Source organism: Bariatricus sp. HCP28S3_A7 (genome assembly GCF_052066375.1).
Taxonomy (GTDB): Bacteria; Bacillota; Clostridia; order Lachnospirales; family Lachnospiraceae; genus Allocoprococcus.
Genome location: NZ_JBQHSG010000023.1, coordinates 24,562 through 36,902, shown reverse-complemented (window position 1 = coordinate 36,902; position 12,341 = coordinate 24,562). Strand labels below are relative to the sequence as shown.

Sequence of the window (12,341 nt, the reverse complement as noted above, 5' to 3'; positions counted from 1 at the left end):
GATATCCAGCATATATCCCAAAAAGTCCGGCGATATACTACAAAATATGAATTTTTCAAGGTACTATAGGAATAGGGGCAAATTTATTTATGGTTTTGACCCCAATATCATCATTATTCAATTATAGAGAGTCATAGACAGGATAATAAAGCTGTGTATTTGCTATCGGAGATAGAAGGGAAGGGAGACAGAGATCGATTTATACAGGATTACAGGAATATTTTTGCACGGTTAAATACAGACACAAAGCTTATGGTTGGAAATGGGTTTGTATCATTATCCCAAAAAGAGGAAAACATGGAAATGATTCAGACTACATTGAAAATTGGGGAAGAATTTAGTCCGGAAAAAAATATTTACCTGATTGAAGAATACTATCAGGAATTGTCAGTATATTATATGGCACAAGAAATAGATGAAATGGATGATCGCATTGAAGAATTGGAAGTGATTAAGGAAGAAGATCGTAAAAAAAATTCGAATCTTTATGAAACATTATATTACTACCTTTTCTTTAAACAAAACTCTATGTATGCAGCAGCAAGGCTGAGAATCCATCGGAATACACTTCTTCACAGAGTAGCACAAATCAATGAGCTTATACATCTGGATGATATGGAGTGTTTGAAAAGACAGCGGATTCTTATGGTGATGCAGCTGGAACGTATAAAAGCAAAAAAACGCAAAAAATTATAAAAGGAAAACGTGACTGGCAGATGGATGATCAGTCACGTTTTTTGCTTTTCATGTATCAAAAACTCATAGATAAAATCAATAAATAGTCCTATAAATAGAAAATGTGCAGCTTTGTAAAAAATGATAAAGAGATTCGTTCTTTTTGTACGATGAAAACAAAAGCAAGGACTAGTAATATAAAACTGTTAAAAAATAGTATATGAAAAAAAAGAGATTAAGTAAGTGTGTAAGATGCAAAAAAGTTCATTTTGCATGCTTCGGGTAGGAGATATATGAGGGAGAAAATAAAGAAAATTGCAAAAGAGCGAGAGTCGGAATTGATACAGATTCGTCGTACTCTTCATCAGCATCCGGAACTAGCATTGCAGGAAGTGGAAACGGCAAGACTACTTGCAGACAATCTGAGAAAGCTTCCCGGGGTTACCGTGTATGAAAATATGGCAGAGGGAACCGGGGTAGTAGGGATTCTGAAAGGAAGTAAAGGGCCGGGAAAATGTGTCATGTTACGTGCAGATATAGATGCACTTCCGATTGAAGAACAGACAGATACGGAATTTAAGTCCAAAAATCCCGGGAAAATGCACGCTTGTGGACACGATGCGCATGCCACCTGGATCTTAGGAGCTGCGATGATTCTGAGTCAGCTTCGGGATGAATTCTGCGGAACGGTTAAATTTGTATTTCAACCGGGCGAGGAATGCGGAAAAGGAGCGACGGCTCTGATCGAAAAGGATCAGATTCTTGAGAATCCAAAAGTAGATGCCGTATTTGCTGCTCATGCATGGCCGACTGTCCGGGCAGGAAAAATCGGAATTGCGGCAAAATATGCGTTTGGATGTCCGGGAGGATTTTCATTAAAGATAATCGGGAAAGGCGGACATGGATCCTGGCCGTATGAATGTATCAATCCCATTACAATTGCAGTTCAGATTTGTTCTGCACTTCAGGCTGTCGTTGCGGAGAATCTTGATTCCACAGAACCCCGCGTCATTTCAATCGGCTCCATCCATGCAGGAGACGCGGGAAATATTATTCCGGATGAGTGTATCGTGCGCGGTACATTTCGGGCAACAGAAATGGCAATCATGGAGCAGATAGCCGCGCAGATTGAGCGGGTTGTTGATGGAATTACTGCGATGCATGGCGCAAAATATGAACTGGATGTTTTTATTGGCGGTGAGGCGGTGAAAAATGATCCGGCGATGATTGAACTGTCTAAAAAGAGTGCGGAAGAGATTCTGGGTGAAGGAAACTGTTATATCATTGATAAAAAGCATCTGGGAGGGGAAAATTTTGCGGAATACAGCAGTCGTGTTCCGGGATGCTATATGTTTGTCGGTATTGCGAACGATCAGACAGAAGGAAGATTCGGATTACACAGTCCGATCTTTGAAATCGACGAGGAGGTTCTGGCGCCTGCGTCGGCTGTGTTTGCCAATATTGTTTTAAACTATTTTAATCAAGAAACTGAGGTGGAAAAATGTTTAAATTAAGTTATTTTCTGGAAGTGCTTCCGATTATTGCAAGAAAGGTGAATGTTACCTTTGAATTGACGATTGTATCAACCATATTTGCACTGTTGATCGGTGTGGTTGTTGCAATTATCAATTATTATAAGGTGAAGGGGCTGCATCAGCTTACCAGAGTCTATGTTTCTGTCATGCGGGGAACACCAATCGTGGCCCAGCTCTACTTCTTTTATTATGGACTGGCACTTTATAGTGCGGTAATTCGCGATATGACACCGCTGGTAGCTGTGGCGGTTGTTATGAGTTTTAACATGGGTGCTTTTATGTCAGAGAGTATTCGAGGCGCATTACTTTCTGTTGATGAAGGACAGAAAGAGGCGGCGTATTCACTTGGAATGACGAATTTTCAGCTGATCACCCGCATCATTATTCCGCAGGCAGTCAGAGTGGCGCTTCCGCCGTTGTTTAATGATGTGATCAATCTGATCAAAATGACATCGCTTGCATTTATGCTCGGTGTACCGGATATTATGGGAGCCGCAAAGATTGAAGGAGCAAAGACATTCCGGTATTTTGAAATTTATGCGGCAGTTATGCTGATTTACTGGGTAATCATTTTTCTTCTGGGACTGGTACATAAGGTTCTGGAGAAGAAATGTGCGAATATGTATTAAACATCGGTCTTCAATGGGCAGCCATTTGAGATATATTTTATTATTAACAGGAGGATAAGAAGTTATGAAAAAAAGAATTTTGGCGGCAATGCTTGCAGCGGTAATGGTAGTAGCTGTTGCAGCAGGATGCGGAAAAAGCTCAGACTCAAAAACTGACGCATCAGGAGATGCAGAATCAAAGGATGAGGCAAGAAAAGTAGTGCTTGTAACATCCGGAGTAGGTGAACCGTACAGTCTTCTTGCAGATGACGGCACATGGACAGGTATTGACGCAGAGATGTGGGCAGAGATTGAAAAGCGTACAGGCTGGGAAGTTGAAGTAAAACAGGCATCATTTGATTCTATCTGGGGTGAACTTGATACCCAAAGAGCAGATGTGTCTGCAAACTGTTGGGCTGTAAAACCGGAAAGAACAGAAAAATACTATGCAACTATTCCGTACTATGGAGATGCTCAGTGTGTAATCGTACCGGAATCAAACACAGACATTAACACATTTGATGACTTAAAAGGCAAAAAAGTAGGATGTACAAATGGACAGGCTGCACAGACAATTATTGAAGAGATGTCACAGGAAATCGGATTCGAAGTAGTGCTTTACGAAGACAGTACTGTTGGTATGAATGACCTGAATCTTGGACGAATTGATGCATTTGCTAATACAACGACAAACGTTAATAATTTCATGCACTACAATGATACCATCAAATTCCGTTTCCTTGATGAAAATCTTACAGCAAATAACGTAGCATACTTTATTCAGAAAACAGATGAAGGTAAAGAACTCTGTGATGAGTTAAATAAAGTCCTTCAGGAAATGCTTGATGACGGTACAGTAGCAAAGATCACAGAAAAGTGGATGTTTGCCGATATGACACAGTTAATTCAGAAATAATATAAAACAGGAAGATTGAGAAAAGTATGGGAACAGAAAAGCCAATGGTTAAGATTGAACATCTGTATAAAGAATTTGATTCGGATACGAAGGTTCTGAAGGATATCAATCTTACAATCAATAAAAATGAAGTAATTGCAATTCTGGGACCTTCGGGAACCGGAAAATCCACATTGCTGAGATGCCTTAATTATCTTACGGTTCCTACCAAAGGAATCATTGAGATTGGGGACATTCGGATCGATGCTGAAAATCACACGAAAAAAGATGTGATCGAACTCCGTAAACATTCTTCAATGGTATTTCAGGGATATAACTTATTTAAAAATAAGACAGCTATTGAAAATGTAATGGAAGCACTTGTTGTAGTTCAGAAAAAATCAAAAGAAGAAGCAGAAAAAACAGCGCTTGAGCTGCTTGCCAAAGTAGGAATGCTTGAAAGAAAGGATTTTTATCCTTCCAAACTTTCCGGAGGACAACAGCAGAGAGTGGGGATTGCAAGAGCGCTGGCAGTAAACCCGAATGTATTATTATTTGATGAACCAACCTCAGCACTGGATCCTGAATTGGTGGGTGAAGTTCTGAATACAATCAAATCACTTGCGGAAGAAGGAACGACTATGATTCTGGTTACGCATGAGATTGGGTTTGCACGGGAAGTTGCAACCAGAGTTTTATTCATGGATGGTGGGCAGATTGCAGCAGACGGAACTCCGGAAGAAATCATCGATCATCCTGAAAATGAAAGAATCCAACAATTCTTGAAATTTATTTCAAATTAGTAACGATAATCATAAGAAGCGCCGCACGTGAAAAGTGTGGCGCTTTTTGAAATTGACATTTTTTCCCGCATACGATAAAGTGATTATTAGAACATTTTATTGAAGAAGGAATCGGATATGAACATTCTTGTTATTGATGCACAAGGCGGTGGAATCGGGAAGCAGGTAGTAGCCGCGATTAAACAGAATATGCCTGAGATGGAGATCACTGCTGTTGGCACGAACAGCGCTGCTACAACAGCGATGCTGAAGGCAGGGGCGGATCATGCGGCCACCGGAGAGAATGCCGTAATCGTCGGATGCCGCAGAGCGGATGTGATCGTCGGCCCGGTTGGAATCGTAATTGCAGATTCATTATATGGCGAGATTACTCCGGCGATGGCACTGGCTGTTGGACAGAGTAATGCCAGACGGCTGCTGATCCCTGTCAATCATTGTGATAATTTCATTGTGGGTGTTTCCGATCTTGCGTTGGGAAAATTGATTGAGGGCGTGATAAGTGAGATCAGGAAAATGTAGAGACGACCGGGAGAAAATCGTTGCTGTTGTCGGCTTGACTTTGGGGTAAATTCTATTTAAAATGATAATGTCTGGACAGGAAGTCCGGCATAAGCGCTGAAGCGTTTTAATTTAATTTATAAATACAGACGATGACGATATACATAAGAAGGTATATGACCGCTCAGAAGAGTGATTATATATCTTTTTTTGCTTAGTTCGGATGTGGCTGTATACAAAATCATTTTTCAGGAGGTATTTATTATGGCATGTTTTATTGTCCCTGTTACAGAAGCAGTTGTTACAACAATAGCAGGAAAAGTATTGGAATCTAAGAAAAAAGAGGTACAGGAGGCGGATGCACAGCAAAGTACAATAGAAGTAAAAATTCCGTTTGCAAGAAAACTAAAATGGCTTACAAATCTTCTTTGGGGAGGTTCTGCATTACTGGCATTTGAGCATTTTTGGCACGGAGAGATCGTTCCGTTTTTCCCGTTTCTGACAGCGATGAATAATCCGGCAGATATGGCAAAGATGCTGCATGAAATGGCGCTTGTAGGTGGTACCATGGCAGTGTGGATCACTGTGATCTGGGCTGGAATCGTGGTAGCTGCTGACCACATCGTAAAACGGCCTGCTGTTGAGGAGGCTGAACTCAAGGAGGTATAGGATGACACTGCTTACTTGTATTTTCGCTGCCATCATCAGTACGATTCTCTGGTATAGGGGAGCGCCGAAGAACGAAATGAAATTACATATTCTGTGTTACTTATATTGGGGGGCCTCTCTGATGTGGATGGTGGATGCCGTGTTTGAGTACCTGGAAGCAGGTGCAGAGGTTTTTGCACCGGCACCACAGGATATGCTCAATGATTTTTTCCTCGGCCTGGCGGTGGTTGCGCTTGGTCTGATTATTTGGCTGGTAATATTATTGATCAAAGACCCGAAAGGTGTTGTGAAGGCATCCTTGAATAAGAAAAAATAATATTTTGTGAGGGATAAGTATGAACCTTTTTTTATTTTTTGAACAGCATCCCAAGGCCGCTGTTGCTTTTTCGGGCGGCGTTGATTCTGCCTACCTGTTATATGCTGCAAGTCAATGCAAAGCGGAGGTAAAAGCATATTATGTAAAAACTGCATTTCAGCCGCAGTTTGAACTGGATGATGCGATTCGGCTTGTCAAAGAGTTGAATATTCCCATGCAGGTTTTAACGCCTGATGTACTGTCATCCGAGGCTGTTGTGTCAAATCCGGACGACCGGTGCTATCACTGCAAACGTATTATTTTTGAAGAGATACAAAAGGCAGCGGAAAAAGATGGGTTTACGACGATTCTTGACGGAACGAATGCGTCCGATGACGCGGGGGATCGCCCCGGTATGCGGGCACTTCGGGAGTTATCTGTATTGTCTCCATTACGGGAGTGCGGTCTCACAAAAGATGAGATACGGCAGCTTTCTCGTGAGGCTGGCCTGTTTACCTGGGATAAACCCGCTTATGCCTGCCTCGCAACACGGATTCCGACAGGAGAAAGAATCTCAAAAGAAAAATTAGAAGCAACTGAAGAAGCAGAAAAATTTCTTTTCTCTCTTGGGTTTACAGATTTTCGGGTTCGCCGGATGGGAGATGTGGCAAAGATTCAGGTTCCTTCTCGGCAAATCCCAAAAGTGATCGAAAACCGTGAAACGATTACAAAGGAATTGAAAAAACATTATTCTTCCGTATTGCTGGACTTGGAGGTGAGGGCATGAGAAATGATACCAAAGTAATTCTGGAAGCGGTTCAAAAAGGTGAAATGACAGTAGAAGAAGCGCTGCTCTTTCTGAAAAAGGCACCTTTTGAGGATATCGGGTATGCGAAGGTCGATTCTCACCGCGCGATCCGGCAGGGAGTGGCAGAAGTCATTTTCGGTGCAGGAAAGACGGCAGAGCAGATGATCGGAATTGTGGAACAAATGAAAAAGAATGGGCAGCAAACGATTCTGCTCACCCGGCTTTCCGAGGAATCAGCGGAACAGATTTCCGCTGTGTATGAAATGGATTATCATAAAGATGCCAGAATCGGGTTGATCGGAAGTATGCCCGCGCCAAATGGAATCGGGAAAATTGTTGTCGCAACGGGTGGGACAAGTGATATCCCGGTTGCAGAGGAAGCGGCCCTGACAGCAGAAGTTTATGGGAATAAGGTTACGCGCCTGTATGATGTGGGCGTTGCCGGTCTTCACCGGCTGCTGGCACATCTGGATGATATTATGAGCGCCAGTGTCGTTATTGCTGTTGCCGGTATGGAAGGCGCACTTGCCAGCGTAATCGGAGGGTTGGTTGATTGTCCGGTGATCGCGGTGCCTACCAGTGTAGGATATGGAGCGTCATTCGGTGGATTATCCGCATTATTATCAATGCTGAATTCCTGTGCCAGCGGAGTGTCGGTGGTTAACATTGACAATGGATTTGGAGCAGGATATCTGGCAAGCAGGATCAATCATATGGAGGTAAAATAATATGAAGACTTTATATTTAGATTGCGGTATGGGAGCTGCCGGGGACATGCTGACAGCGGCGCTTTTGGAACTGCTGCCCGATAAGGAAGAGTTTCTCCGTGAATTGAACGGACTGGAAATTCCGGGAGTGACTGTTTCCGGTGAGAAGATTGCAAAGTGCGGAATCCAGGGGATGCAGGTTACCGTCAAGGTGAACGGAATAGAAGAATCTGAAGATATGCATGATCATGTGCATGAACACGCACATGACCATAACTGCGAACATACACATGACCATGACCATAATCATATCCATGAGCACGGCCATATTCATGATACTTCCCACGAACAGGCTCACGTTCATCACCATGTTCATTCTCACCATCACCACAGCGGAATGCATGAGATCGGGCATATTGTACAGGACCTTCCGCTATCAGAAAAGGTAAAGGCGGATATTCTTGCAGTATTTTCTCTGATTGCAGAAGCGGAGAGTCACGTACATGGCGTCCCCGTGAAGGAAATCCATTTTCATGAAGTTGGCACGATGGATGCCATTGCGGATATCACTGCAGTATGTCTGCTCATGGATAAGCTCGCCCCAGAGAAGGTCATTGTCTCCCCGGTTCACGTAGGAAGCGGTCATGTCAGGTGTGCCCACGGAATTCTTCCGGTTCCTGCGCCGGCAACGGCATATATTCTGAGGGATGTACCCATTTACGGCGGCAGTATAAGAGGAGAGCTTTGTACACCTACCGGCGCGGCACTTCTTAAGCATTTTGCTTCTGAATTCGGAAATATGCCGGTTATGAAAACCGACGCAATCGGTTACGGAATGGGTAAAAAGGACTTCGATACGGTCAATTGTGTGCGTGCTTTATTGGGAGAAACCGAAGAAACTGGTGATACGATCGTAGAGCTGCAGTGCAATCTGGATGATATCACGTCAGAGGCAATCGGCTTCGCGCAGGAGCAGTTTTTCGAAGCGGGGGCTCTGGATGTATATACGATACCGGTTCAAATGAAAAAATCCCGTCCGGGTGTTCTACTTACTGTCATGTGTCGGGAGGAAGATAAAGAAACCATGCTTCGATTATTCTTCCGGAATACGACGACACTCGGGGTTCGTGAAAATGTCAGTCGGCGATATAAGCTTTCCCGGACAATCCGGAAAGTAGATACAGAATTTGGAGAAGTGCGAAAAAAGGTGGCTTCGGGATATGGCGTGACGCGGGAAAAGTACGAGTATGAGGACATAGCCCGAATCGCGAAAGAACAGGAGATGAATCTAGAAGAAGTAGCAAGAAGAATCGATATGCAGGCAGGACGAAAAGCAGAAGATTAATAATGTGCTTTATGTAATATCTGTTTCGTGCTAAACTATAGTTCATTATGATTCGATGCTGGTTCTGTCTCACTTTAAGGGGCATCCGATGGGAGGCTATGGCGGCGCATTAAAGCAATTATCGATCGGAGTGGCTTCTTCCTATGGTAAGGCATATATCCATGGAGCCGGTGTGCCGGAGTATATCTGGACCTCAGATCATGATTCGTTTCTGGAGTCCATGGCAGAGGCGGAAGATCCGTGTCTAAATGATATCGGTATTCTGGTATCGACAGATCCGATCGCGGTGGATCAGGCCTGCATTGATCTGGTGTATGCCTGTGATGATCCCGGCAAAGCACATTTCCTGGAGCGGATTGAAAGCCGTAATGGGATCCATACAATTGAGGCTGCTGCGGCATTGGGATATGGCACGAGGGAGTATGAGCTGATCGAGGTTGAATAAGAGAATCCGGAAGCGTTGTCGCCTCGGATCAAAGGATAAAATTACGGCAGAATATTTGAGAAAAACTATGTAATCACTCGTAACCGCACGAAAAAGAAACACAATGTGGAATTTCGCCTTAATAGAGCTTTGCCGGAAATGTATAATTAAAATCAGACAAAGTATACCAATTCCCGGGGGTGTATCATGAACGAGCTTTCACAAAATCTGTTAAATCAGGAGCAGGCAATCAAGCATTTTCTGCATGATTACGCAAATAAAGAAAAGGGCGGACAAACGATTCAGAATATTCTTGCTGACGCAGGAAGATATTATGATGCGGACCGTGCCTATATTCTGGAATGGAACGCACAGCGAACTATGGTCAATAATACATATGAATGGTGCCGTGAGGGGATTCCGACTAAAAGTAATGGACTTCAGGGTATTCCTGCAGATAGGGTTGAAAGCTGGTTCAGGCTGGTTAAAGAAAGAGGAGAATTCTTTATCTCGTCTCGGGATGAGGATTATGTTCCCGAATCAGAGACCTATCAGATTCTGGAGCTGAGAGGGATCGACAGTGCAGGGGTTTCGCCTCTTGTGGTGGATGGCGAGATCATAGGCTTTTTCGGAGTAGATAATCCCAAACGGAATACCGGACATCTTCTGCTTCTATCTGTTATTTCATCGACTTACTGTATTGAGATTGCGAACAAACGACTGGAAGATTCTAATAAAGCATTAGAAGAACGGATGAAGATCATCCAGTCATTGAGTGAAATTTATACATCGGTATATTATATTGATCTTACAAAGAATTATTTTACAGAGCTCTCATCGGTATCTGATGTACGTACGCACATCGGAGCATCCGGTGATGCACAGGAACGGCTGAATTATTTTTCCCATCATATGGGGACTCCTGACTGCACGGATGAATTACAGGTATTTGCGGTCTTTATCAGGATCTATTCCGGGCACACATCGGAAAGCCGGATTATTCTGGGATTCCGAAATGTCGATTCGATCGTGGAAGAAGAAAGAAAACATATCAAAACTTTGGAGACACAAAGTGAGATTATAGAAGGAATTGGCTCAGAGTACTATTCCGTTCTTCTTGTTGATCCGGAAACGGATACCGTGACCACTTACCGCGCGCAGGATGAAGACGGCCGTGCTATTGCGGAACATTTTCGTAAGCATAATGGCTGTTGGTCAAAAGGATTGCGCAGTTACGCAGAGGAACTTGTTTCGGAAGAAAGCCGCGGTGAATTTATCGAAAAACTGTCGTTGGATCATATTCGTGCAGACGGCAAAGACTACTCTTTGACTTATGAAAAACATACAGATGACGGAACCATATATCTGCAGGCAAGGGTTGCGTTTGTAGAGAAAAAAGACGGTGGTTTCGTCGCAGTAGTCGGTACCAGAAATGTAGATGATCTGATCAAGAAGGAGCGCCAGCAGGAAATGGCACTGCAGGCAGCATTTGATGCGGCAGAAGCGGCAAATAAGGCTAAGACGGATTTCCTGTCCAATATGTCCCATGATATCCGCACACCTATGAACGGCATTATCGGAATGACGGCAATTGCCGCGTCGCATATTGATGATAAAGAGCGGGTTCAGGATAGCCTTCAGAAAATTACTCAGGCAAGCAAACATCTGCTCAGCCTGATCAACGAAGTTCTGGATATGAGTAAAATCGAGTCAGGAAAAGTGGATCTGATCGAGGAAGAGTTTAAACTTTCCGACCTGGTGGATAATTTGCTCTCTATGACCAGTTCACAAATCGCAGAGCACCATCATGAGCTTTCTGTCAACATTTCCGGTGTGATCCATGAAGAGGTAATCGGTGACAGCCTCCGCATCCAGAAGGTGTTCACCAATCTGATGGGAAATGCGGTAAAATTCACACCGGATGGCGGAAAGATCCGGCTCTCTATTTCTGAAAAACCTTCGAACCAGGCGGAAATCGGCTGCTATGAATTCGTTTTTGAAGATAACGGAATGGGGATGAGTGAAGAATTCATGGAGAAGATTTTTGAACCGTTCACCCGAGCAGAAGATGGATGCGTAAATAAAATACAGGGGACCGGTCTTGGCATGCCGATCAGCCGGAATATTGTCCGCATGATGGGAGGAGATATCAAGGTTGAAAGCAAGCCGGGAGTCGGTTCGCGCTTTACGGTGACGATGTACCTCAGGCTTCAGGAAGGCTCGGATGTACAGTATGACAAATTTGTTGATCTGGATGTACTTGTGGCGGATGATGATGAATTAAGTCTCGAGTCCTGCTGCGGCATGCTGAATGATATGGGGATGAAAGCCGAGGGTGTGTCTACAGGAGCCGAGGCTGTTGATCATATTGTGCTTCACCATAACCAGAAGCGGGATTATTTTGCCTGCATTATTGACTGGAAGATGCCGGATATGGACGGGATTGCAACGACAAGAGCAATACGGAAAGCCGTGGGAAATGACGTGCCGATCATAATCATCTCTGCCTATGACTGGTCGGATATTGAGCAGGAGGCCAGAGCAGCCGGTGTAAATGCATTTATCAGTAAGCCGCTGTTCCGCTCCAGACTGGCAAAAACGTTCAATACTCTTGTAGGAGACGAGAAAGCACAAGAACCGAATATACCGTTTGTTGATCTGAAAAATATGGATCTGACAGGCCGCCGCGCGTTGCTGGTAGAAGATAATGAACTGAACGCAGAAATTGCAACAGTCATCCTGGGAACAACGGGGCTCGCAATCGAGCATGTGGCTGACGGTACGGAGGCCGTTGACAGAATGGCATCATGTAAGGACGGTTATTACGATATCATCTTTATGGATATCCAGATGCCGCGGATGAACGGGTATGATGCTACCAGAGCGATCCGCTCCATGGATCGGAATTACTGCAGACAGGTACCAATCGTTGCCATGACGGCAAATGCATTTGCGGAGGACGTACAGGCGGCCAAAACGGTTGGTATGAATGAGCATATTGCCAAACCGCTTGATCTCAAATCGCTTGCCAGAACACTGGACAGATGGTTGAACTAATGTAAGAAGGATGACAGAATAT

12 protein-coding genes and 1 pseudogene are annotated in these 12,341 nt (G+C 43.9%); all 13 read left to right on the top strand.

Annotated elements, in window-relative coordinates:
• Positions 1–297 precede the first annotated feature (297 nt).
• Entirely contained in the window at positions 298–696 is a 399-nt protein-coding gene (locus ACTNA4_RS12855; RefSeq protein WP_441030454.1) for a helix-turn-helix domain-containing protein, read from the top strand.
• Between the two features lie 272 nt (positions 697–968).
• Positions 969–2,189 (top strand): M20 metallopeptidase family protein, encoded by a 1,221-nt coding sequence (locus ACTNA4_RS12850; protein ID WP_441030452.1) that lies wholly within the window; start codon positions 969–971, stop codon positions 2,187–2,189.
• Positions 2,177–2,839, top strand: a complete 663-nt coding sequence (locus tag ACTNA4_RS12845; RefSeq protein ID WP_427806026.1) for an amino acid ABC transporter permease — start codon at positions 2,177–2,179, stop codon at positions 2,837–2,839. Before ACTNA4_RS12850 ends, ACTNA4_RS12845 begins: the two co-directional genes overlap by 13 nt.
• Positions 2,840–2,903: 64 nt before the next feature.
• Positions 2,904–3,734 carry a transporter substrate-binding domain-containing protein gene (locus ACTNA4_RS12840; RefSeq protein ID WP_441030450.1) on the top strand — a complete coding sequence of 277 codons (831 nt, stop codon included), beginning with the start codon at positions 2,904–2,906 and terminating at the stop codon, positions 3,732–3,734.
• Positions 3,735–3,778: 44 nt separating this feature from the next.
• Positions 3,779–4,516: an amino acid ABC transporter ATP-binding protein gene (locus tag ACTNA4_RS12835; RefSeq protein WP_427806024.1), complete on the top strand. Its 738-nt coding sequence runs from the start codon at positions 3,779–3,781 to the stop codon at positions 4,514–4,516.
• Positions 4,517–4,633: 117 nt separating this feature from the next.
• Positions 4,634–5,035: a DUF3842 family protein gene (locus ACTNA4_RS12830; protein ID WP_427820492.1), complete on the top strand. Its 402-nt coding sequence runs from the start codon at positions 4,634–4,636 to the stop codon at positions 5,033–5,035.
• 243 nt (positions 5,036–5,278) lie between these two features.
• Complete coding sequence (locus ACTNA4_RS12825) at positions 5,279–5,683, top strand: hypothetical protein (RefSeq protein ID WP_441030448.1); 405 nt, start codon at positions 5,279–5,281, stop codon at positions 5,681–5,683.
• A 1-nt stretch (position 5,684) separates the two neighbouring features.
• On the top strand, positions 5,685–5,999 hold the full coding sequence (locus ACTNA4_RS12820; protein ID WP_441030446.1) for a hypothetical protein: 315 nt from the start codon (positions 5,685–5,687) through the stop codon (positions 5,997–5,999).
• 19 nt (positions 6,000–6,018) lie between these two features.
• Positions 6,019–6,765 carry an ATP-dependent sacrificial sulfur transferase LarE gene (gene larE / locus ACTNA4_RS12815; protein WP_427820489.1) on the top strand — a complete coding sequence of 249 codons (747 nt, stop codon included), beginning with the start codon at positions 6,019–6,021 and terminating at the stop codon, positions 6,763–6,765.
• Entirely contained in the window at positions 6,762–7,514 is a 753-nt protein-coding gene (gene larB / locus ACTNA4_RS12810) for a nickel pincer cofactor biosynthesis protein LarB (RefSeq protein WP_441030444.1), read from the top strand. The genes larE and larB overlap by 4 nt, the downstream gene beginning before the upstream one ends.
• Position 7,515: 1 nt before the next feature.
• Complete coding sequence (gene larC, locus ACTNA4_RS12805) at positions 7,516–8,838, top strand: nickel pincer cofactor biosynthesis protein LarC (protein WP_441030442.1); 1,323 nt, start codon at positions 7,516–7,518, stop codon at positions 8,836–8,838.
• Between the two features lie 43 nt (positions 8,839–8,881).
• Positions 8,882–9,283: pseudogene (locus tag ACTNA4_RS12800) on the top strand (DUF362 domain-containing protein); the annotation flags it as partial.
• A gap of 186 nt (positions 9,284–9,469) precedes the next feature.
• Positions 9,470–12,319: a response regulator gene (locus ACTNA4_RS12795; RefSeq protein WP_441030440.1), complete on the top strand. Its 2,850-nt coding sequence runs from the start codon at positions 9,470–9,472 to the stop codon at positions 12,317–12,319.
• Positions 12,320–12,341: the final 22 nt, after the last annotated feature.

Coding starts and splice junctions, on each gene's coding strand:
- larC (WP_441030442.1), top strand. CDS start 7,516: ATGAAGACTTTATATTTAGATTGCGGTATGGGAGCTGCCGGGGACATG.
- ACTNA4_RS12850 (WP_441030452.1), top strand. CDS start 969: ATGAGGGAGAAAATAAAGAAAATTGCAAAAGAGCGAGAGTCGGAATTG.
- ACTNA4_RS12840 (WP_441030450.1), top strand. CDS start 2,904: ATGAAAAAAAGAATTTTGGCGGCAATGCTTGCAGCGGTAATGGTAGTA.
- ACTNA4_RS12795 (WP_441030440.1), top strand. CDS start 9,470: ATGAACGAGCTTTCACAAAATCTGTTAAATCAGGAGCAGGCAATCAAG.
- larB (WP_441030444.1), top strand. CDS start 6,762: ATGAGAAATGATACCAAAGTAATTCTGGAAGCGGTTCAAAAAGGTGAA.
- larE (WP_427820489.1), top strand. CDS start 6,019: ATGAACCTTTTTTTATTTTTTGAACAGCATCCCAAGGCCGCTGTTGCT.
- ACTNA4_RS12830 (WP_427820492.1), top strand. CDS start 4,634: ATGAACATTCTTGTTATTGATGCACAAGGCGGTGGAATCGGGAAGCAG.
- ACTNA4_RS12845 (WP_427806026.1), top strand. CDS start 2,177: ATGTTTAAATTAAGTTATTTTCTGGAAGTGCTTCCGATTATTGCAAGA.
- ACTNA4_RS12835 (WP_427806024.1), top strand. CDS start 3,779: ATGGTTAAGATTGAACATCTGTATAAAGAATTTGATTCGGATACGAAG.
- ACTNA4_RS12820 (WP_441030446.1), top strand. CDS start 5,685: ATGACACTGCTTACTTGTATTTTCGCTGCCATCATCAGTACGATTCTC.
- ACTNA4_RS12855 (WP_441030454.1), top strand. CDS start 298: ATGGAAATGATTCAGACTACATTGAAAATTGGGGAAGAATTTAGTCCG.
- ACTNA4_RS12825 (WP_441030448.1), top strand. CDS start 5,279: ATGGCATGTTTTATTGTCCCTGTTACAGAAGCAGTTGTTACAACAATA.